At 45.4% G+C, this 21019-nt stretch carries 19 protein-coding genes; 9 read left to right on the forward strand and 10 right to left on the reverse strand.

The window, feature by feature from the left end:
• Nucleotides 1-293 precede the first annotated feature (293 nt).
• Both ACX6CI_RS02875 and pntB read left to right on the forward strand, forming a co-directional pair.
• A complete protein-coding gene (locus ACX6CI_RS02875) occupies nt 294-1835 on the forward strand; it encodes a Re/Si-specific NAD(P)(+) transhydrogenase subunit alpha (RefSeq protein WP_458778424.1) in 1542 nt (513 codons plus the stop codon).
• A gap of 14 nt (nt 1836-1849) precedes the next feature.
• Nucleotides 1850-3247: a Re/Si-specific NAD(P)(+) transhydrogenase subunit beta gene (pntB, locus tag ACX6CI_RS02880; protein ID WP_458776673.1), complete on the forward strand. Its 1398-nt coding sequence runs from the start codon at nt 1850-1852 to the stop codon at nt 3245-3247.
• Nucleotides 3248-3305: 58 nt separating this feature from the next.
• Here the strand turns inward: pntB and ACX6CI_RS02885 are convergent, their stop codons facing one another.
• From ACX6CI_RS02885 to ppk1, 5 genes are all read right to left on the reverse strand, one after another.
• A complete protein-coding gene (locus ACX6CI_RS02885) occupies nt 3306-3647 on the reverse strand; it encodes a hypothetical protein (RefSeq protein WP_458776674.1) in 342 nt (113 codons plus the stop codon).
• Nucleotides 3648-3685: 38 nt separating this feature from the next.
• The gene (locus tag ACX6CI_RS02890; RefSeq protein ID WP_458776675.1) at nt 3686-4747 is read right to left on the reverse strand and encodes an asparaginase; all 1062 of its coding nucleotides are present in this window, start codon (nt 4745-4747) and stop codon (nt 3686-3688) included.
• A 39-nt stretch (nt 4748-4786) separates the two neighbouring features.
• The gene (locus ACX6CI_RS02895) at nt 4787-5932 is read right to left on the reverse strand and encodes a hypothetical protein (protein ID WP_458776676.1); all 1146 of its coding nucleotides are present in this window, start codon (nt 5930-5932) and stop codon (nt 4787-4789) included.
• Entirely contained in the window at nt 5925-7358 is a 1434-nt protein-coding gene (locus tag ACX6CI_RS02900; protein WP_458776677.1) for a TIGR01777 family oxidoreductase, read from the reverse strand. The genes ACX6CI_RS02895 and ACX6CI_RS02900 overlap by 8 nt, the downstream gene beginning before the upstream one ends.
• 146 nt (nt 7359-7504) lie before the next feature.
• A complete protein-coding gene (ppk1, locus tag ACX6CI_RS02905; RefSeq protein WP_458778425.1) occupies nt 7505-9682 on the reverse strand; it encodes a polyphosphate kinase 1 in 2178 nt (725 codons plus the stop codon).
• Between the two features lie 278 nt (nt 9683-9960).
• Here ppk1 and ACX6CI_RS02910 point away from each other — a divergent pair, with 278 nt between their 5' ends.
• The 6 genes from ACX6CI_RS02910 (at nt 9961) to ACX6CI_RS02935 (ending at nt 14380) form a co-directional block, all read left to right on the forward strand.
• Nucleotides 9961-10116: a CopG family transcriptional regulator gene (locus ACX6CI_RS02910; protein ID WP_458776678.1), complete on the forward strand. Its 156-nt coding sequence runs from the start codon at nt 9961-9963 to the stop codon at nt 10114-10116.
• Between the two features lie 6 nt (nt 10117-10122).
• On the forward strand, nt 10123-11649 hold the full coding sequence (locus tag ACX6CI_RS02915) for a CHAD domain-containing protein (RefSeq protein WP_458776679.1): 1527 nt from the start codon (nt 10123-10125) through the stop codon (nt 11647-11649).
• Nucleotides 11650-12399 carry a ParA family protein gene (locus ACX6CI_RS02920; RefSeq protein ID WP_458776680.1) on the forward strand — a complete coding sequence of 250 codons (750 nt, stop codon included), beginning with the start codon at nt 11650-11652 and terminating at the stop codon, nt 12397-12399.
• A 74-nt stretch (nt 12400-12473) separates the two neighbouring features.
• Nucleotides 12474-12605 carry a hypothetical protein gene (locus ACX6CI_RS02925; protein WP_458776681.1) on the forward strand — a complete coding sequence of 44 codons (132 nt, stop codon included), beginning with the start codon at nt 12474-12476 and terminating at the stop codon, nt 12603-12605.
• A gap of 152 nt (nt 12606-12757) precedes the next feature.
• Nucleotides 12758-13633 carry a TRAP transporter TatT component family protein gene (locus ACX6CI_RS02930; protein ID WP_458776682.1) on the forward strand — a complete coding sequence of 292 codons (876 nt, stop codon included), beginning with the start codon at nt 12758-12760 and terminating at the stop codon, nt 13631-13633.
• Nucleotides 13634-13651: 18 nt separating this feature from the next.
• Nucleotides 13652-14380 carry an alpha/beta hydrolase-fold protein gene (locus ACX6CI_RS02935; RefSeq protein WP_458776683.1) on the forward strand — a complete coding sequence of 243 codons (729 nt, stop codon included), beginning with the start codon at nt 13652-13654 and terminating at the stop codon, nt 14378-14380.
• Between the two features lie 36 nt (nt 14381-14416).
• On the opposite strand, the gene ACX6CI_RS02940 is transcribed toward ACX6CI_RS02935, so the two are convergent.
• The 5 genes from ACX6CI_RS02940 to ACX6CI_RS02960 form a co-directional block, all read right to left on the reverse strand.
• Nucleotides 14417-14965, reverse strand: a complete 549-nt coding sequence (locus ACX6CI_RS02940; RefSeq protein WP_458776684.1) for a methyltransferase family protein — start codon at nt 14963-14965, stop codon at nt 14417-14419.
• A gap of 10 nt (nt 14966-14975) precedes the next feature.
• Nucleotides 14976-16463 (reverse strand): phytoene desaturase family protein, encoded by a 1488-nt coding sequence (locus tag ACX6CI_RS02945; protein WP_458776685.1) that lies wholly within the window; start codon nt 16461-16463, stop codon nt 14976-14978.
• A gap of 120 nt (nt 16464-16583) precedes the next feature.
• Nucleotides 16584-17930 (reverse strand): lipid biosynthesis B12-binding/radical SAM protein, encoded by a 1347-nt coding sequence (locus tag ACX6CI_RS02950; protein ID WP_458776686.1) that lies wholly within the window; start codon nt 17928-17930, stop codon nt 16584-16586.
• Nucleotides 17927-20095 carry a beta-ketoacyl-[acyl-carrier-protein] synthase family protein gene (locus ACX6CI_RS02955; protein ID WP_458776687.1) on the reverse strand — a complete coding sequence of 723 codons (2169 nt, stop codon included), beginning with the start codon at nt 20093-20095 and terminating at the stop codon, nt 17927-17929. The genes ACX6CI_RS02950 and ACX6CI_RS02955 overlap by 4 nt, the downstream gene beginning before the upstream one ends.
• Nucleotides 20092-20358 carry a phosphopantetheine-binding protein gene (locus ACX6CI_RS02960; RefSeq protein ID WP_458776688.1) on the reverse strand — a complete coding sequence of 89 codons (267 nt, stop codon included), beginning with the start codon at nt 20356-20358 and terminating at the stop codon, nt 20092-20094. Before ACX6CI_RS02960 ends, ACX6CI_RS02955 begins: the two co-directional genes overlap by 4 nt.
• A 225-nt stretch (nt 20359-20583) precedes the next feature.
• Between ACX6CI_RS02960 and ACX6CI_RS02965 the strand changes: the two genes are divergently transcribed.
• Complete coding sequence (locus tag ACX6CI_RS02965) at nt 20584-21018, forward strand: hypothetical protein (RefSeq protein WP_458776689.1); 435 nt, start codon at nt 20584-20586, stop codon at nt 21016-21018.
• Nucleotide 21019 lies beyond the last annotated feature (1 nt).

Consider the following 21019-nt stretch of genomic DNA (forward strand, 5'->3'; position numbering starts at 1 on the left):
GAATATGTAACAACAGTTGGCCTGCTGGCTGTTGTATGTTTATGTCAGGCTCTGGAGCTTTTACAGTTGTCCAATAGTAGCAAGGTTGTGACCTATTGTCATAGATAATTCCTCTGGGAGTTTCCAACGATGCCATATCGATTGAAGATAAAGACAAAGGATGATCTATAAAAAACCACTTTTAAAGCCATCTCTTAATAGCCAAAGCGCCCATCCATGAATATCCTTTTGATTGTGTTTCATGTATTGCAGTTACTTGCCTAACTAACCCACAATATCAGAGGAGATTTATGATGCGAATTGGGGTGCCTAAAGAACAACACCAAGGTGAATTGCGAGTCGCAATGACGCCTGACGTTATCACAGCAGTCATTCAGCTCGGTTATGAAGTGATGATTGAAGCCGGAGCTGGCGAGCTATCAAAATTTAGTGATGAAAAATATATAGAAGCAGGTGCGGAGATCGCTGTAGATAGAGAGTCGCTCTATCAGCAGAGTGATCTGATTTTAAAGGTCCGTGCGCCAAACGAAGAGCAGGGGGAGGTGTCTCTTCTGCGAGAGGGACAACACCTTATCAGTTTTATCCAGCCGGCACAGAACGAAGATTTAATGGCCCAGCTGGTAGAAAAGAAATTAACAGTACTTGCCATGGACTCTGTGCCGAGGATCTCAAGGGCCCAGAAGATGGATGCCCTTAGCTCCATGGCAAATATTGCGGGTTACCGCGCTGTGGTTGAGGCCGCACAGCACTTTGGTCGTTTTTTCACGGGACAGATTACAGCTGCCGGAAGGATTGAACCGGCCAAGGTTCTTGTGATCGGGGCAGGTGTAGCTGGACTTTCAGCCATTGGTGCTGCCAAGAGTATGGGAGCCATTGTTCGAGCCTTTGATACCCGGCCTGAGGTGAAAGAACAGGTAGAAAGTATGGATGGGGAGTTTTTGCTCCTCGATTTTGCAGGCGATGATGATGGCTCTGGAGAAGGTGGTTACGCTAAGGTGATGAGTGAAGAGTTCATCAAGGCAGAAATGGCTCTTTTTGCTGAGCAGGCAAAAGAAGTTGATATAATAATCACAACGGCGCTTATCCCAGGAAAACCGGCTCCAGAACTCATTACCGAAGATATGGTTCGCAGTATGAAAAATGGCAGCGTCATAGTGGATCTTGCAGCGGAAATGGGAGGTAACTGTAAACTGTCTGAGCCTGATAAGGTGGTAGTACAGCACGGTGTTTCTATTATTGGTTATACTAATTTACCCGCAAGACTGCCAACTCAGTCCAGTCAGCTCTATGCCACAAATCTTAAACACCTGCTCACTGATCTCACCCCTGAAAAAGATGGGGTGGTCAATGTAAATATGGACGATGAGGTGATTCGGGGAGCCACGGTTATTAAAAATGGTGAGATCACCTGGCCGCCTCCTGCACCTAAACTTTCAGCAGCACCCAAAAAAGAAGCTGAACCCGCAAAACCCGTTGTCAAAGAAGAGAAAAAATCGGCCTGGGGTTTTCTTGTACCCTTTGCCATTGGTGCCACTGCACTGTTAGGGCTTGGTTCGGTAGCTCCAGCATCCTTTATGTCCCACTTTACTGTTTTTGTACTCGCCTGTTTTGTTGGTTATATGGTGATCTGGAATGTATCGCCTTCCTTGCATACACCTCTTATGAGTGTCACCAATGCCATTAGCTCTATCATAATAATCGGTGCCCTCATTCAGATCTCTTCAGACAGTTTTCTGATTCGATTTTTGGCAGGAATCGCGATTTTAATAACCAGCGTTAACATCTTCGGTGGTTTTGCCGTAACCCAGCGCATGCTGGAAATGTTCAGGAAATAGGGGGGAGTGAAAAAATGTCTCAAGGAATAATGTCTGTGGCCTATATAGGGGCCACGGTTCTTTTTATATTGGCACTTGGCGGACTCAGTCGTCAGGAAACTGCACGTCGCGGCAACTATTACGGCATGGTCGGTATGGTTATGGCGCTGGTGGCAACTATCAGTGGAATGGTGACTGCTAACTATTTTATTCTCATCTTAGGTCTTGTTATAGGTGGGGGGGCCGGTCTGGTGCTTGCCAAAAGGGTGGAGATGACTGCCATGCCGGAGTTGGTTGCCATCCTCCACAGTCTGGTTGGTCTTGCTGCAGTGTTGGTGGGGTTTGCTAATTTTCTCGATCATGGCGGTTCACTTGTTGGTGCGGAAAAGACAATTCATGATGTTGAAACCTACCTGGGTATTCTCATCGGCGCCTTGACCTTTTCTGGCTCGATTGTGGCCTACTTAAAGCTCAGTGCAAAGATATCGGGTAAACCATTGCTCTTGCCGGGAAGGCACTATCTTAACCTGGGGCTTCTTCTCGGGGCTATCTGGCTCTGTTTCACATTTGTTGGTCAGTCGCAGGCAGGTGGAGGTGCGTTACCACTGGTACTTATGACCCTTATCGCTCTTGCCTTTGGAGTGCATATGGTACTTGCCATTGGTGGCGCTGATATGCCTGTGGTTGTCTCCATGCTCAACTCATACTCAGGTTGGGCGGCTGCTGCCACCGGCTTTATGCTCAGCAATGATCTGCTTATTGTGGTGGGTGCCCTGGTTGGATCCAGTGGTGCTATCTTGAGTTATATTATGTGCCGCGCTATGAACCGCAAATTTTTAGCGGTTATCGCTGGAGGTTTTGGAACCTCAGGGGGATCAACGGCTACTGGAGCTGCTGGGGATGCTGGGGACGTTCAAGCTGTGCAACCACTTGAGGTGGCTGAAATGCTCATGGGAGCGAAAGAGGTAATGATCATTCCAGGATATGGGATGGCCGTCGCACAGGCTCAGCATACGGTGTTTGAAATCACCCGTAAACTTAGAGAGAAAAATGTTAATGTGCGTTTTGGAATCCACCCTGTCGCGGGGCGGATGCCTGGACATATGAATGTGTTGCTCGCTGAAGCCAAAGTGCCCTATGATATAGTTTTTGAACTCGATGAGATCAATGGGGACTTCCCTGATGTAGATGTTTCTGTTGTCATTGGGGCCAATGATATTGTTAATCCCGCAGCAGAAGAAGAGCCAGACAGCCCTATTGCTGGTATGCCGGTATTGCAATGTTGGAAGGGGAAGGTCTCAGTGGTTTTAAAACGTTCTATGGCAACAGGCTATGCAGGAGTCGACAATCCTCTTTTTTATAAAGAGAACAGCCGAATGCTTTTTGGTGATGCCAAAGACACCCTTGGTGAGGTACTAAAAAATATAAAATAAAATATGTTCTCTGTATACATAGTCTGTGTACATCTGTGCACAGACTATTCTTTTTCAATTACTTGATTTGTTTTTCCATCTCCTGATATTTCTCTTCAGAAACAATTCTTCTAAATGATGGCGGTTTAATGAGTTCAGGCTTTCCGGCTCTTGCGAGTTCTTCTGCAGCATCCATTGCCTCCCGCAGTTCTCTATTCGCAGCATTTGCGGCGGATCGTTTATCTCGACGCAGGGTCGGGCGTGATATTTTATCGGGATTGGCCCCATTTTGCAGTTGGACGATATAGTTAGCGACCTTAAACTGATTGTTTACAATCTTATTTTTCCAGGCTAGTGCAGGACCACCAAAAAGAAATACGACTGAAATGACCAACAGGGTGATTTGTGTTATTCGTTTCATGTTTTCATTCCTTTTTTCTCTCATTCATCGTAACTTTTTTACGAAAAATAAAATTGTTCAGGATTTTCCAGTATGTCATCACGCATTGGGGTTTCGATGAGCTCTTTAACCTCTGTCGGGTCGTTCGTTTTTCCAAGGGCCCACATGAGTTTTGCTACCAGTGCTTCTGTATTCATATCTTTACCGTAAATAATTTTATCAAGGGGCAGGGAACGCCCTACCTGGTAGACATGAAAATTGACACCCTCCTGCAGGCACTGGGTGGTGAGAACCACTGAGACTCCTGCTTCTGTGAGTTCTTTTACCTTGGTTGCAATGTCAATAATCTCAGAAGAAACTCCTCCGATACCATAACTCTCAATGATGACTCCTTTCATGTTGGTTTTAAGGTAGTCAAAAATACCCGTGTCAAGGCCCGGGAAAAGCTTTAGAACGAATATTTTCTCTTCAACTCTAGTGGCTACCCTCAGAGAATTGGCAGTGCTTTTGTTGTGGCTAAAATCATTTTTGAAATGTGCGCAGACAGATTGATTGTAACTGATTCGGTTGTGCTTGACTCCTGCCACGGGTGGGTAATTTACACTTTTAAAGGCGTCATAACTTTTAGTTTTTGTTTTGATCCCGCGGGTTCCGTTAATCAGTAAGCCATCAAAAGCAATAAAGACACCGGCCAGATCTTCACTTGCAAAGAGTATGGCATCATTGAGGTTGTGTATGGCGTCGGTTGCACTGTCTGTCATTGAGTACTGTGAGCCGGTAATAATTACTGGTTTGTCAAGGCCTTCTAAAATATAGCTGAGAGCTGCAGCAGTATAGGCCATGGTGTCGGTTCCATGGGTAACGACAAAACCATCGTATTGAGAATATTCTTTCTCTATGGCCCTTGCAATTGTAAGCCAGTATTTGGGCGTCATGTTGGAACTATCAATGTTCATAACCATCGTACCGTTAATGGTATGATGTTTATGACACGGTTGAACGCACTTCAGCAAATCATCTACGTTGTAGTGAGGAAGCAATCCGTTATCGGAGCTTGCGCAGACAATAGTTCCACCGGTGGCGATTATAAGAATTTTTTTGCTGATAGTAGTATCGGTCATAGGTTCGTTTTTTGGTTAATTCGAGGGGACAGAACTCAGTTATTGAGCTGGCATTTCTTCTAAAACCTTGTCTTCCGCCTTGACCATTCCAACATCCACCTGACCGTGATTAAAAAGAAGGGTGTAGAGCAGGTATCCGTAACATAGAATTGCTGCAACTGCTGGAAGGGGATAGAAGTATCCTAGAGGGCAGAGAATAAGCACCGTGACCCAGTGGAGTATGATGACTTTTTGAGAGTGCAGTCGGATGGGAAAGTCTCCATGTCTGCTGATCACTGCAAGGCCGCTTAGATTCCAGCCATAGAGGGCGGTGAATGCGTGCATTCTAAGAAGGGGCAAAGAAAAATTTGGTGTGTAATAATCTGAAAATTCCAGGAAAATGTACATAATTCCTGTGATTGAAGTGATAACCAAAAAGAGGATACCTGAGGTTAAAAACGACTTTTGCTGCAGGCGCATCCCCTGTTGCCAGTAGAGGTAGAGTACCAGACTTACAGTGATAAACAAAAGGGTTGCGATAAAGACCTGGGGAAGAAACCAGTTGGCGAGGATAAAGAGAAAGAAAATGATAACCCCAAGGTTAATAATCCAAAAGGAGATCTCCTTTAAAAACTTTGATGGAGGAGCACTATTGTTTTTCATCAGAGCAAAAATCACTGACATACTGATGAGGGAAATCGGGAATGAAAAACCGAGGAAAAATGTGTCGAGGGTCAGCTTTTCAAGAGTAAACCAGTGGGTGTATTCACTGTTGAGGATAGCAATAGTTGAGATTACAAGCCCCAGAGAAAGACAGAGCAGTGAGGCCTGATGGAATTTTCTGGAGGTGGTTTCTTTTTTGGTGAAAAGGGCAACCGGAAGGCAGTTACCAAAGTGGCCCACGCGAACCGACTCGATGATAACTGCGAGAATAAGCGGAATAATAAGGGTCGGTCCATACCACTCCATAAAGGCACAGAAAGCAAAAAGCAGGGCAAAAAACAGGAAGGTATAGCCTTTTCTGCTGAGTCGTCTTGTGTTTTCTGTAAAGTAAATGAGTAGGGTGCCGCCACTTACAAGATTGAACAAAAAGATATGTAACCTCTCAAAGTTCATAACAGCAGGCGAGATGAGATGGTGAAGGAAACCACAGGTGAGTGCAGTGATCATGATGAACCACAGGGTGACCTTTAATGATTTATTCACTACAATTTCCCATGTTTGAAGTGCTGGACGAGGCGATAGTATCCTTTCCAAGTAATTTCGTTAATGCAAGCTCAAGGGTTGGATGCCTGAATTCAAAACCGGATTCAACAAGTTTTCTGCTTGAGACATGACATCCTGAAAGTAATATTTCAGACGCCATCTGTCCATAGACTATTTTGAGTAGTGTCGAAGGGATAGGTATGAGTAGAGGGCGCCTGGCAACCCTTGCAAGCGTCTTCATAAACTCCGCATTGGTGACAGGTTCTGGCGCTGCAATGTTCACCGGACCATGAAGTGACTCAGTGGCTAGGCAGTGGAGCATGGCCGAGATCATATCATCTGTACTGATCCAGCTTATGTATTGGTTACCAGATCCAAAACGCCTCATAAATCCCAAGGGAGAAGTCTCGATAATCTTCTCAAGAGCCCCGCCCCGTGGAGTGAGGCCTACACCTAAACGGAGAAATACTGTTCTAATCCCGGTATCAGTGGCCTCCTTGGCTGCGTCTTCCCAGAGGCCGCAAACCTTTGAAATAAAGTCGGTTCCTTGCGCATTTGCTTCACTGATATTTGTGAGGTCAGTATCTCCATAGTAACCCACTGCAGAGGCGCTGAGAAAGACCTTTGGTCTGACTGGTAGTGAACTGATAACTCGACTTATAAGCTTCGTGCCGTCGACTCGGCTGTTAATGACCCGCTGTTTCTTTTCTTCAGACCACCGTGAAAGACCAATATATTCGCCAGCCAGGTGAATGACTGCGTCGAGCTTTGGGAGTTGTGATGCATCGAGGATATCGTTTTCAGGATCCCAGAAAATTTCCTGCTTTTCGAAATTTGGTTTCCGGCGTACCAGTGTCCATACCTGATGTCCCCCGGTGGTAAGAAAGGGGATGAGTTCCCGGCCAAGGACGCCGCTTGATCCCGATATAAGTATGCGAAGAGGCGTACTGCTGCACCTGAGATGTACTTTTATATCTTCAGTTATAATACTTTTTCTATGGTGGAATACCTGCTGAAGACTTGAGTGGACATGTTTTTTAAGAAATGATGGTAGTCGCTTGCCAAAGGGCAAGCGATACTCAACCTTGTCATACAGGGTTGAACCGAAATCTGTTTTCTTAAAATAGTGGGAATGGGAAAAACTGGAAAAAGGACCCTTTTCCTGTACATCACGAAACATTTCACCCGGAACATTTTCGATATGGTGGGCATGGTAGTAAAAGGGGATGGGGCCTGCACTCATTTTTAGTACAACTCTGCCCCCTGGGTCTATCCCACCCTCGCGGGAGATGATTTTTGTTTTTTCCCACGGAGGCAAAAGACGTTCCAGAGCGCCAAACCTACTATGCCAGTCATAGAGTTGTTGTGGACTACATGGATAATCACTCTGGTGCTCAAATAAGATCGGTGTGCTTGTGTTATTCATTCCGTCTGATTTTTAGTGCCTTACTCTTGAACTTCTGATTAAAAAAACAGGTAGCGTAGACTCCGAGAAACTCAGGAACAATATTTAGAATCGTGAAGTTGATTGTTGCCAACAAGGCACTTCTCCCGTGTATCGGGGGTAGAGTCTTATTTATTTCTCTTTTTGCCTGAAGATCTACCCGGTAATTTTTTCTTGCTTCTCTTTCTTGCAAGCGCCCTTCGACCGGCTGCTGCACGTTTTTCAGCACTTTCAATGAGGTAACGATGAATACAAATATCACCATTTTTTTCCACTGATTGCAGTTGGGTATAGCTGCCCTTATCGTCCATCTCCCAAACATTACGGGTGTTTGTGAGTTGTAGGTCAAGGATTTCCCGTAATAGATTAATATTTTTGACGGAATCTATGGGTGTGCACACCTCAACCCTGCTTTCAAGGTTACGTTTCATCAGATCAGCTGATCCTATGAAGTATTCTTCTTCTCCATTATTATGAAAATAAAAAATCCGAGTGTGCTCTAAGAACCTTCCCACGAGGGAAATTACCCTGATATTTTGGGATAATCCTTTGATTCCCGGACGCAGACGGCAACTATCGCGAACAATAAGATCCACATGAACACCCGCCTGGGAAGCCTTATAGAGTCCCTCAACAATATCACGGTCCTCCAGGGCATTGGTCTTGAACTGGATCAAACCCTTCCCATTAGATTTGTGACAGGCGATTTCTCTTTCGATTTTAGTTAACAGTGCTTTTTTGAGCAGTTTGGGGGACGGAAGCAACTTGGTGTATTGCCGTACAGGGGTGTAGCCGCTGGTCAGATAGTTAAAAAGTTCGGTGAGGTCAGCTCCGATATCAGGGTTACAGGTTAACAGGCCCAAATCCATATATGCCCGGGCAGTTCCAGCATGATAATTACCGGTTCCGATGTGGGCGTAACGTCTCAAGCCATTGTAATCTTTACGGATAACGAAAATGAGCTTTGAGTGGGTCTTAAGGCCCACAACCCCATAGGTGACGTGGATGCCAGCTTCTTCCAGGAAACCTGCCCATCTGATATTTGCAGATTCATCAAAACGAGCCATGAGTTCCACAACTACAGCCACCTGTTTTCCGTTGAGGGCTGCATCGATGAGATACTGGATTATCTTTGAGTCCTTTGCTGTACGGTACAGTGTCATCTTGATGGCAAGGACCTTAGGGTCCTGACTGGCCTCTCTTAAAAACCTCTCAACAGAGGTCTCAAAAGACTCATAGGGGTGCTGCAGCATGATGTCGCTGTGTTCCCGGATGGTGTGGAATATATTGGGGTCATCCCCGAGTAGTTCCGGGTTATCTGTGGGCTGATGGGGGATAAAGTGGAGGTCTGAACGGTCTATTGCATTGATTTCAAAGAGGTCCCTCAGTCCTAATATGCCATCGACTTCGAAGACGTCCATGTCTTCATCCACTCCCAGTTCTGCAGCAAGCTTACCTTTATGATGGTCGAGCATGGTGGATTCAACTTCAAGGCGTACTATTTCAGCGAATTTTCTATCCCTGAGAGCCGTTTCGATCATCCCGAGAAGATCATTTGCCTGCTCTTCGTGTCTGTCTGTTATGGCGTTTCTGGTCACCCTGAATGTTTCACAGGTTTCTATCACCATGCCGGGCAAAAGAAGCTCCATGTTGTTTGCCACGAGGTCTTCAAGCAGGATATAGGTGTCAGTTTTGCCAATCTTAACAAAACGGGGCATATCTGAGCTAACCGGGATCTTGATGCGGTTAAGATAACTGTGGTCACTGTCCGGATAGTGACAACTCACTAAAAGGTTAATGGAGAGGTTGGAAATAAAAGGAAAAGGATGCGCCGGGTCCATGCCCTGAGGAGTGAGAAGTGGATAAATTTCGTTCAGAAAATAACTATCTATTTTCTTTTTGTCCCGTGCAGGCAGATCCAGATAACGTTTGATAAAAATCTTTTCTTTGGCCAGGAGTTGCTGAAGCTCAATTTCAAGACTCAGCTGCTGGTCCCGTATCTCGCGCACGGATTCATAGCAAATATCTATCTGTTCCTGGGGAAGACGACCATCTATGGATAGTTTTTTGACACTGGCACCAACCTGTTGCTTGAGTCCTCCAATCCTCTTCATGAAAAATTCATCAAGGTTAGACCCGACGACTGCAAGAAAGAATACCCGCTCAAGCAAAGGGTTTCGCGTGTCCTGACCTTCGTGGAGCACACGTTTATTGAACTCGAGCCAGGTGAGTTCCCGGTTCAGGTACCATTCGGCGGATTTGAGGTCAAAGCTTTGTGGGGATGCCACGACTGTTTTTTCTTTCATGGTTGTTTGTGGGTTTTGGTCGGCAACGGGTGCTTCTTGATGGTTGCTTGATACTGTTAATTCCTGCTCGGCTTCTTCACTCATTGCTATACTTATCCATAGTTTAACAGATTATTAATAAAAGCTGTAATAATAAGAATCTATTGTTAGTGTTTTATGAGTATTTGGTTAAGTCGTTAAAAAATAAGTGTTTTATATTGAACCTATAGTAGATTGGCCGGTGTCAGTATGTCATGATGCAATGACGTCATAATTGCGATTTGTTTGAGGAGGCCGCGATGCCAAAAGAAAAGAAGAAGAGTACCTCCCTTCGTCTTGATGCTAAAGTGCTCAAAGATCTCAAGCTGCTTGCAGTAGAGCAGGAGACAAGTATCCAGGCGATTTTAGAGACTCTTGTGAAAGAATATATTGAGAATAATACATCAAGGAGGTGAATCAATATGGATCCATTCATCTATATTGGTCATTCAGTGCTCAGGGCTAAGTCACTAAACAAGTCGCTGGATGAGACAAAAGAGTACAAAATTCGTGAAGAAAAGGGTGAGAAGGTGGACGGTGTAATCCTGGATACCTTCGATAATGTATTGCTTAAGAAAGATCTACTCCTCCTGCAGCTTGACGAGGGTCAGGTTCTGGTGAATCTCAAGGATGGTTCTATTTTAGAACAGGGTTTTGCAGGTGATTGGAGATTCGCAGCCGATCTACCGCCAGGTCCCATTGCGGATCTGCTCGGCGAACTTTCTGAGCTTCGTGCCTTTTTACCTGTTGTAAGTATCAAGGTCCGACAGGACAGGGGGGCCTTGCTCGATGATGAAGGCAAGACCCGCGCAAGGTATAATAATCTTGTTCTCTGGAAGGGAAAGACTGCCATAAGTGTTGGAACGGTGACCTCGTTAAGAGGATACTCTAGAGCTTACAATGATCTTATAGACCTTCTTAAGGGACATGATTTTGCATCACTTGACAAGGCAGCTGAAATATTTGCTCTTCTGGGAGTAAAAATCAACACCTACACCAGTAAACCAGCCTTGCCTCTTGAGGCCGGAGCCCCTGCGAGTGAGACAGCGGCAACCATCATTCGCGAATTCATAAAAACTGCACGACTCAATGAGTCAGGAGTTATAGCTGATTATGATACAGAATACCTGCACGATTACAGAGTGAGTTTTAGAAAGGTCCGTTCCGTACTCAGTCTCTTTAAGGGGGTCTATGAAACGGAAAAGACCGTGGAGCTTAAGGAGGAATTTGCCTCCATTATGCAATGCACTAATCGTCTGCGAGACCTGGATGTGTACCTCATGGAAAAAGAACACTATTTTACCATGGTCCCTAAACCGTCTCTTGCAGGTTTGAAAATACTGTTTGATTTCTTTGGTAAAGAGAGAAAAAAAGAACTGAAGAAGGTAAAACAGAATCTTGGCAGTACCACCTATAAAAAACGGGTCGAGGGGCTGGCGCAATTCTTTTTAGAGGGTAGTTCACTTCCTGCAGGAGCTAAAGGGAAACTGCCATCGAAGGTTCTTGCAAGTAAACTTGTTCTTAAGCGCTATGCACAGGTGTGCCGGATTGCAGGTACTATAGATAAAAACACCAAAGATGAGGTGGTCCATCAGCTGCGAATAAGTTGCAAAAAACTGCGCTATCTTATGGAGTTTTTTACGCCTCTTTTTCCTGAAGATGATATTAAAACGCTTATTAAGACGTTGAAAATATTGCAGGACAATCTTGGTAAGTTCAACGATTACTCAGTCCAGCAGGAGTTTTTGCGTCAGGTGCTGGAGAATGATCTAAAGAGTTTTAAAGGTGATGAGATGCAGCTTATTGAAGCCATCGGAGCCTTGACAGCAATGCTCTATAGCCTGCAACTCAAAGAGCGCAAGAAGGTGATGAAAAACTTCACGCGTTTTAACAGTGAAGAGACACGGGCGCTATTTAAACAGCTATTTCAGCAGAAGGGGGAGCTATAAATGAAGATTATCGCCTGTTACAGCAATAAAGGTGGGGTTGGAAAAACAGCAACCTCCGTTAATCTGGCCTATGCCTGTGCTATGAGCGGGAAGCGGACGCTATTGTGTGATCTTGACCCACAGGGAGCCTCCGGATTTTACTTTCGAATAAAGCCCTCAAAAAAGCTTAAAGAACGGGCCTTTTTTAAAGATGTTGAGCGGTTTACGGATGCCATCAGGGCCAGTGATTATGAAGATCTCGATCTTGTTCCTGCGAATTTAACCTTTAAGGATTTTGATATTTTCCTTTCGCGGATGAAAAACAGCAGGTCTAGGCTTAAAAAGGCTTTAAGGGCTGTGGGTAACGATTACGACGTCATTATTCTCGACTGTCCCCCTAATATTTCCTTGTTATCAGAAAATGTCTTTAAGACGGCAGATAAGATTGTTGTCCCTGTAATCCCCACGACCTTATCTGCGCGGACCCTCGAACAACTGTACACTTTTTTTGAAGAGAACGGTTTTAGCAGGAAAAAATTGTTACCGTTTTTTTCCATGGTTCAGGTCAGTAAAAATTTGCACAAAGAGAGCATGTTGACGTTGCGAAAAAAATATAAGAACTTACTTAAACCTTATATACCTTTTTCCACGGATATCGAGCGTATGGGGGTGCATAGGGCTCCTGTGACCACCTATACCGGTAAAGGCTCGGTTGGAAAAGTGTATGCTGAAATGTGGAGGGACGTCGCAGCAAAGGCGGGAATAGTTTAATGCTTGCCTGCTGATTTGATACAAGGGGAGTTTTCTTGTTGCAAGTTTTCGGGTGATTTACATAAGAGGTTGTTGTGTCTAAGAAAAAGAAAAAATGTTGCGGTAAATATAAAAAGAAGGATAAGTTTTGTAAGAAGTGTCCAGAGGCTGAAGATTGTAAGGCCTGCAGCGAATCAGACTCCTGCAAAAAGAAGAAAAAGAAATAATCTTTCTGTTGCCTCACAAACTGTTTGTTCATGCTGAATTAACTTTCAATGATTGAGAACTCTGTTGAGTGGGGCAAGAGTAACTCACAATGTACTTATCACGTTTATCGGGGTTAGAACGTAATGCAGCGCGGTAGACAGAGGAGAATCTGATGTCTTTTAAATCCCCGATTTGGGTGTTGGGCCTTCTGATATTGCTACTTGCTGGATGTGGAAAGAAAAGCTGGCATCCCTCGTGGGAAGAAGCTGGACAGATTACAGGTTCTGATCAGGGGGAACAGTTATATCTGCAAGCTCGAACCAAAATTGATGTTTCTGCAGATTACGAAAGTATACTGGCAAGTATGGAATTGCTGCAGCACGTTTTGACTGTGGAACCAATGCACCGGGCAGCTCTCGCCTATCTGGGTAATCTTCATATACTTCTGGGCACCGCCTACACTGTTGATAGGGCGGAGAAAACCGCACATTTTAGACAGGCAATGAAATATTGTGAGCTGTCAATGTATACCAACCCGGAGTTCGGACAGGCTGTAAATAAGGGTCTGGAACCATGGAACGCAGTGGGCACACTCCAGCAACAAGACGCTGAGGCTATGCTTTTTTGGGTGATAGCTCTACAGTATGAATTCAAAGAGGGTATGACAATGCCCATGAAGATTATCAATGTCGGCTGGCTTAAGCACGCTATTGCTTTTCTGGATAGAATTGCGTTGGTGGCTCCTGACTTTGGTAATGGCGCCGTAGAATTTGCGTATAGTATTTGTTATTTCGCTTTACCAAAAATATTTGGTGGGGATAATGAGGTTGCTGAAATGTATATGGAAAGATCAATCTCAGAGGGGAAAGGTTACTTGCTTCCCAGGTGGGGAAAAGGGAAATACTATCATCAGGTATCGGGGAATCAGAAAACAGCAGACAAAGAATTGCAGTGGGTGGCTCGTCAAAAAACAGAAGATTTTAACGATCTCTTTCCATGGCGGGTTCATTTTATCACCGATGCTAAGCTGCAAATAGATGCTTTATAAAAAGAAAGGGGGCAGTCTATGCTAGCAATTCGTATATCTCTTTTAATCCTTATTATGATATCGCTCTCCAGTTGCTCAACCAACGCGCCTCTCGAATCACTCTATTACAATGCAGATGAATTCAAATCCCAAAAGAGCCTTATTATCTTTTTAAGAGGAAGGGGAGGAAGTCACGAAGATTTTGCTGCAAAAGGCTTTGTTGATTCAGTAACACAACGAAGCCTACCCTACGACATGGTCGCTCCCGATGCCCATTTTGGCTATTATTTTGGGGAAACTCTGGTTGGGCGTCTAAAGTCGGATCTCATTGAACCGGCTAAAGCGAAGGGGTATGATAATATTTTTCTTGTTGGTGCTTCAATGGGCGGTTTAGGGGCCATAATTTACAGCCGTTTTTATCCAGAAGATGTGACCGGGGTGTATGCGATTTCACCATTTCTTGGCTATGATTCAATCATAGGAGAAATCTCAGATAGTGGAGGTCTGGCGCAATGGCAACCGGGACCATACGATCCTGATAAGGACTGGCAGCGCATGGTGTGGGATTGGCTTAAAACGAGTACGGATAATCCCCAGGGCAAGCCTGTGATTTACCTTGGATATGGTACAGAAGACACCTATGTAAAGTCCCAGAAGATTTTAGAAGATGCCCTGCCTGGTGATCGTGTTATAACGACTGCAGGCGGTCATACTCCGAAAACAATGAAATTACTTTGGGACATGTTTCTTAATAAAGAAATTTTGTAGGCTGTATTGTGAGCTCATCCCAAGAACGGTTGTTGCTTACAATATCAAAGGAATAAACATCTTAGTACGTTGCATGTACTCTGTATACGTTGTTCCAAAAAAACTGATATTCTCGCGCTCTTCCACCTTGGCCACAGCGATGAGCAGGCCAGTCACTGTTAGAACCAGTATTACGTTTATCAGCGTAATATGTTTAAAAAACGCACCCCAGGCAAGAAACAGCAGGGAGCTGTACATGGGGTGTCGAATAAAGTGATAAAGACCTTCATCCACTACATTGACAGTATTTTCAAAAGAAAGATTCTCCGGCATATCTTCTCGTTCTGCATGGCCGCCACTCTGTTTGAGCATCATGAGAGAATTGACGATAAAAACAATCGATATGAGCAAAAGGCACCAGGACAAAAGATGTACTGGTGAAAATGGCTCCATGAACCAGTATGGGTAGTTGAGTAAGACGAGAAGTAAAATCCCTTCAAAGACAAAAAAACGGTAGAAGCCGTGGGCCTTCGAATTACTTAAAGCTCGCCTTGAAAAGCTGATGAAAAATATTGTGAAAATGACAAATAGTGCGATGCGAATCAAGGCTAGCTCCCTAAAAATGGATCATTTTATTAAACTCATCTGTGCCGAGTATCAACTTTACAGTATTAAAAGAGCCCATTATGGTGCCGATAACTCCGGGAGCTGTGACGTTTTGCCCGGAAAGATATAACCCCTTCACTGCGGTTCGATTAAGAAGAGCCGTGGCGAGCATCTGACTCGATGATCGCAGTACTCCGTAGGCGCTCCCACCTGGAGTGTTGACCCAATCTCGCATTGTGAGTGGTGTGTAGGTATCAAGGATTTTTGCGTTTTTAAGAGGGCCGAACATTTGCTCCGCCTCTATAACGAGTTGAGCTGCGCGTTGCTCTTTTAATGCGAGATACTCTTTACCACGTTGACCACTTTTGGTCTCTATCCAAGGGGCCCATAACTCGTCCTTTCCTGAGGTGAGGATGGACAGGAGATTACTTTCTGACTTTTCAGTTTTCCTGATTTGATAATATTTTAAATCGGGTTCCTTTCCTGGCTTTTCGGTGTCGATTGTAAAGATGTTGTAGGGGATTTCCGGATGGCATCCAGCATCGATCTTGACATGAACCGAAAAAATTCCATGGGTGTCCTGCAAACTGCTGATTCGTTGCCGGTATGAGGGTTTCACATCTCCCTCGGCCAGCATCTGTAAAACAACTTTTGGGTGTACTGCTCCTATGACGCTATCTGCTGCCAAAGTTTCCCCGGATTGTAACTCTACTCCTTTTACAACACGTGACTGAACATTGATTCGGTTAATTTCTGCATTGGTGACTATCTTTCCGCCCAGTTCCTTGAACTTCGTTGCAAAAGCCTTTGCCATATCCGAGCCATTTTTCTTAAGACGCCAGGAAGAGGAAACATAGGACGCAAGTGCCATGTTATGATAGTAGGCAGGACAGTCATGTAAAGGGACTCCAATCCAGCAGGAAGGGATGGATAGAACACTTTGTAAACCGGGAGAACATCGAAGGTCCGAAAGTATTTTCCCAAGAGGATCGAACTGATCAGACAGGGAAAAACCCGTATCACCTGCATACAAAAATTCCAGCTGGTGCAGTTGCCTGGATGCCTTATGTATGGGTTTAATGAGTTTGTCTATTGTCTCATGTTCAAGTGGAAACGCCTGCTTGAGGTTTTCAGCATAGTTATCAAGACCTTGAGGGAGATCAAAGGTTGATGATTGGTTCTCGGCAGCGTCAAAAATATATCTGTCGATTATCCCGTTTGTCCCCATCCTGCTAACAGGAATAGCATCGGTGACACCGAGATAGTCAAAGAAAGTCCTGAGGACCTGGCCCCGGTCAAGGGATCCAAGGTAGTGCACTCCAACGTCACATTCGATTCCATCACGGCTATAGCTTCGCATTAGTCCGCCCGGCTGACTGTTTTTCTCAAGGACAGTAACGTCAAAACCAAGCTTTGCTAAAATTATTCCAGTGCTGAGACCGCCTATACCAGCCCCAATGATCAGCACATTTTTAGGTATGGATGAAGGCCCTTTCATAGTTCGCAGTAATGATAGATGTTTTCATAAAAAATAACCATGGAGATGAGCTCTGGTAAAAGGTTCGATAAACCATCGCTTAAGATCTATAACGAAGTAGATCGGGTTTTTACGAGTTCATCAGCGAATGAGATACTCCCAGAGCGGCCCCGTATACCCCCGCTCATACATTGCACTAACCGTTTTGGTCTCTTCAGGATTACCGGCTCCAAAAATCCAGTTACTTCGTTTACCAGCCCTTGACTCTACCATTGCCTCGATGGTTTGTTGTTCAATATCGTCGGCAGTATAAAAGATCGGTTCCAGAAAATTGGTGTCAGGTGTGATTTTACCCTCAGCCATTGCGATATCGTAGAGTGCCGTTTCGGGGTAGATCCTGATGCCGATAAAGAAAAAGAAGACAGCCTTTTTCAGTGCATCAATGTTATCGAGACTTTCTGTGATGGTTGCAGCGGATTCTCCGGGCCCCCCCAAGAGGAAATAGTGGGCAACATGTAATCCGGCGTCAAGTGCCTGCTCGTGGGCGGTAAAAACATCACCCACTGAAAAAGGTTTACGATATGTTTTTAATACGGAAGCTGACAAGGATTCTGTGCCAAATTCAACATGGGACAGGCCTGCATCTGCGAGCGTCTGGAAGTAATTTTCAGGATGCTTCATGGGGGCAAAAAAGCTGCCCCATGGAATTGAAACACCAGCGGTCTTAAAGGCTTTGGCCACTTCCAGGCTGTGCTTGATATCGGAATTAAAGGCAGAGTCGGTGATAAAGAAATATTTAGCCCCTGCTGCCTGTAACTCAAGAGCTGTTTTTGCTACGTCTTTCGGATCTACCAGGCGATGTTTGTGCCCCTCAATATGAGGGTAGGAGCAGTAGATACAGTTAAAGCAACAGCCTCGTTTGCTCTGGAGATTGAGCATACCTCCCTTTGTAAGGTAAAAACTGTTATGGCTGAGGCTTTGAAAATCACGTTTTATTGGGCCTTCCCAGGGAGGTGGGGCGTTTTTATCTATGTTGGTGGAGGTAATGACGCCTGGCAGTTCTGCCGGGTCCCTTCCCTCGTTAATGGCTTCAATAAGCAGGCCGAATCGTTCTCCTTCTCCAATTACTCCATAATCTGCACCAAGGATGGGAAAAATCCGTTCGGGCATGATGGTGAAGGCACTGCCCCCGCAAACAATAGTTGCCTTTGAGTGTGATCGTAAGTGGGAAACAATTTTTGCGTAATCTTCGAGAAAACAATGGAAGTCGCCTGGATCCATGTTGTCAACATTGCGGCAGGACAGTCCTATGATATTCGGGGAGAAAGTAGTTACGATTTCAGCGAGATCGGTCAGCGTAAGTGTGTTGAGATCTGCAATTTCTACCTCGTGATCAGAAGAGATAGAGGTAGCTACATAATCGAGACCTAAGGGGTAGACAGGGTAGGGAACTGTGAGTGTGTTGGGCGATACAAGGAGGATTCTCATGGCCTTTCGAGTTCCATAGCCGTCACGTATTCCCCAAGACCCAGGATGAGAATTTTCGATGTTTTTGCCGTTGTATCAATATCACTGCCTCCGGTAAGAGCGGCTGGGATCACTCCTGATTCAAAAAAGGAGGCGGCAAGAGAGGTGGCAACAGCCGACGCAGAGCCAAACTCTCCTGTAATTTTACGGTAGTCGACAATGGGAGCTGTGAGCTTAGATATTGACAAAAACTGTTCAAGCTGCCGTTTTCCCTCACTGTGCATGGCGGCAGGGATACCAGCAAGTATAAGCGTGTAACCGCCCTGTTGTTTAAGAGTGGTTAGCGAGTCCACAAGTTTTGCAATAACGTCTTCTGTTGTACTACTCCGGTAGAATGGGAGGGATAGGATGCATTTTGCACCGTCTTTTTTCCTACTTACCGAAAGAGCGCCGCCACCATCGGCAAGCGTTGAGCCTTGCGCAATGGAAGGATCAAAGAGTGGTGAAAAAACTTCATGCCCTTCATCAGCGCCAAGGATGAGGGCTGCTTCTGGCGATTCATCCATCATCAGTTCTGCGGTGAGCAGTGCCTGTTCAAACGAATAATCTCCCCCGCTTGTGGTAATGTTGGGCCCTGTTGCGCCATGAAATATTGCGACCTGACTGGCTGGTCCGTTATGAACAGAGCCAACAAAGTCAGTGGGGCTGGGAAATTTCTCTTTGGATTCTTGTAGGCGATCCAGGAAATCATGGGTCTCAGAAAGGGCACCCCAGCTGGTGCCCATAAATACAGACGAGGGTTTTTGCTCAAGTGTCGAATGTTCAATGGCCTCTCCAGCAAGGGCAAGCGTCATTCGCGGTAATCGTTTAAGCCTGCGTACTAATCGCGATGGCAGGTTTTTAGAAATTGTATCGAGTCCTGCCATGCCTGAGACTGGAGAACCTGTCTGTATTCCGTGGAGGGTTTCGTTGATATCTCCAGCACCTGTCAGGCAGGAGTAACCATGGATTGCAAGCCCCGCTTTAGGTAGTGCGGAGGATGTTCCCCTAAAGGTATCAACTGCGCCGATGGCAAGTGATCCATTGTTCCCGCCAAAACCAAAAGAGTTGGAGAGAACCGCCTTGGTGGGCTGTGTACGTGGGCTTGTTATCGGAGTTAGTCCAAGCGCTGGGTCAACGTCTTGTACACCGGTATTGGCGGGCATGAAATCATGGGATATTGCCATGGTGGCAACCACCGCTTCAATGGCCCCTGCGGCTGCAAGGCTGTGACCTGAAGCGCCCTTAATCGATGAAAGGGGAGGCAGGGTTGTAAAGAGTTTGCGTATGGCTTTGGATTCTGCCAGGTCATTATCCGGAGTGCCTGTACCGTGAAGATTTATATAGCTAATATCTGCGGGCTCAATCCCTGCATCGGACAGGGCTCCCTGCATCGCCATAAATGCGCCCTGACCCTCGGGGTGTGGGGCTGCCGGATGGTAGGCATCACAGGATAGTCCGGCACCAAGGAGTTCAGTTGAACAATTTTTAGATTTTTCGGTACTTAAAAGAAGCATGCCAGCGCCTTCAGCTACAGCCATGCCTTGTCTGTTTTGATCAAGGGGTTTACAGCCGGACTGGTCAACCAGTTGCAGGGAGTGGAAACCAAAATAGGTAAGACGAGAAAGAGAGTCAACACCCCCAGCCAAGACTGTTTTTACAGCGCCGCTTCGAAGCATTTTCAGCGCAATGCCCATGACCACAGCGCCCGATGAGCAGGCCGTGGAAACCACTATAACAGGACCTGTACATCTGACCTGATCAGCAAGAGAACTGGCGACAGTGTGCAAGCCGTGGTGCTGGTAGTGCTCTTTGTTCTGATCTCCGTTTTTCAGTAACTGCTCGGTGGTAAAAATTCCCCCAGTTGTGGTACCTATAATGATCGCATCAGGTGGATGGGAACATTCTTCCATGGCCTGCATGGCGGCAATGCCAGCCAACTGGTGGGTCCTCGGGAGCAGAGACGATGATTGTTCTATTTCAGGAACAGCACCCACAGGAAGCGGTGGTCCTTGAAGCAGGGAAAACAGTTGAAGAGGTCGTATTTCCGAGCTGTTTTCGCGAAGAGTCTTTTCTGTGGCAGCTAGTCCGACCCCCAGGGAACTGATGATCCCTCTTCCTATAATATAAACCGGTTGGTTGTTCAAGATGATGATTCGGTGGAGTTTTCTTGGATGTACTCGGCGAGATTTGTGAGTGTTGCAAAGATCTTTTGACCGACTTCCTGATTATTGATGATGATGCCATAGTCTTTTTCTACCATGACAACCATTTCTAAAACATCAATGGAATCGATACCGAGTTCACCTCCAACCAGTTGACTGTTTTCATCAAAATCTTCAGGTTTTACATCTGACAGACTCAAAACTTCTATAAGTTTGACCTTGAGCTCTTCTATTAATGCACTCATAATTTTTTGCTTTTATAGTTCCGTTGTATTAATAAAACCGTCAGGAGCGTGGCAACAAGACAAGCTCGGTTTTATGGTAAATTATGCCTGATGTAAAATCAGGAAAAAACATAATGCCAATAAATTCGTATAATGCCAACAGGAATTTGACATCTAATTTGGTAGCGATTCCTATAGGATTAAAGTATCATTTTAGCCCTTTTAATGGGCTTCCCCTGTGAAATTATGAATAGTATGACAATCTCCGATCTGACTCTTGAGGATGTACTGCCCCATCGAGGTCATATGATGCTGCTGGAAAAAGTGCTCGAGGTAGATACCAAACATGCACTTACACTGTGTCGCGTAAAAGAATCCTGGCCCATGGCGGATGAGCGCGGGGTGGACCCTCTGATACTCATCGAGCTGGCAGCGCAAACAGCAGGTGTGTGCAATGGTCTCGATAGAATCCAGTCCAAAGGCCCCGACTCTGAGAAGATGGGGTGGTTGGTTGGAGTCAAAAAAACGGAGTTTTTCATCCAGTCACTGCCCTTTGGCAGTGAAATAATAGCCAGTGCAGAAAACACCTACAGCTTTGAAAATCTTCGGGAAGTGAGCTGTGAACTGCACATTGCAAATAAACTTATCTGTAGAAGTACACTACAGCTCTTTCAGGCATAAA

The organism is Desulforhopalus glucosivorans (assembly GCF_054397165.1).

Bases quoted from the DNA above. Each gene is read 5' to 3' on its own strand.
- ACX6CI_RS02875 (WP_458778424.1), top strand. From the start codon at position 294: ATGCGAATTGGGGTGCCTAAAGAACAACACCAAGGTGAATTGCGAGTC.
- pntB (WP_458776673.1), top strand. From the start codon at position 1,850: ATGTCTCAAGGAATAATGTCTGTGGCCTATATAGGGGCCACGGTTCTT.
- ACX6CI_RS02885 (WP_458776674.1), bottom strand. From the start codon at position 3,647: ATGAAACGAATAACACAAATCACCCTGTTGGTCATTTCAGTCGTATTT.
- ACX6CI_RS02890 (WP_458776675.1), bottom strand. From the start codon at position 4,747: ATGACCGATACTACTATCAGCAAAAAAATTCTTATAATCGCCACCGGT.
- ACX6CI_RS02900 (WP_458776677.1), bottom strand. From the start codon at position 7,358: ATGAATAACACAAGCACACCGATCTTATTTGAGCACCAGAGTGATTAT.
- ppk1 (WP_458778425.1), bottom strand. From the start codon at position 9,682: ATGAAAGAAAAAACAGTCGTGGCATCCCCACAAAGCTTTGACCTCAAA.
- ACX6CI_RS02910 (WP_458776678.1), top strand. From the start codon at position 9,961: ATGCCAAAAGAAAAGAAGAAGAGTACCTCCCTTCGTCTTGATGCTAAA.
- ACX6CI_RS02915 (WP_458776679.1), top strand. From the start codon at position 10,123: ATGGATCCATTCATCTATATTGGTCATTCAGTGCTCAGGGCTAAGTCA.
- ACX6CI_RS02920 (WP_458776680.1), top strand. From the start codon at position 11,650: ATGAAGATTATCGCCTGTTACAGCAATAAAGGTGGGGTTGGAAAAACA.
- ACX6CI_RS02930 (WP_458776682.1), top strand. From the start codon at position 12,758: ATGTCTTTTAAATCCCCGATTTGGGTGTTGGGCCTTCTGATATTGCTA.
- ACX6CI_RS02935 (WP_458776683.1), top strand. From the start codon at position 13,652: ATGCTAGCAATTCGTATATCTCTTTTAATCCTTATTATGATATCGCTC.
- ACX6CI_RS02945 (WP_458776685.1), bottom strand. From the start codon at position 16,463: ATGAAAGGGCCTTCATCCATACCTAAAAATGTGCTGATCATTGGGGCT.
- ACX6CI_RS02950 (WP_458776686.1), bottom strand. From the start codon at position 17,930: ATGAGAATCCTCCTTGTATCGCCCAACACACTCACAGTTCCCTACCCT.
- ACX6CI_RS02960 (WP_458776688.1), bottom strand. From the start codon at position 20,358: ATGAGTGCATTAATAGAAGAGCTCAAGGTCAAACTTATAGAAGTTTTG.
- ACX6CI_RS02965 (WP_458776689.1), top strand. From the start codon at position 20,584: ATGAATAGTATGACAATCTCCGATCTGACTCTTGAGGATGTACTGCCC.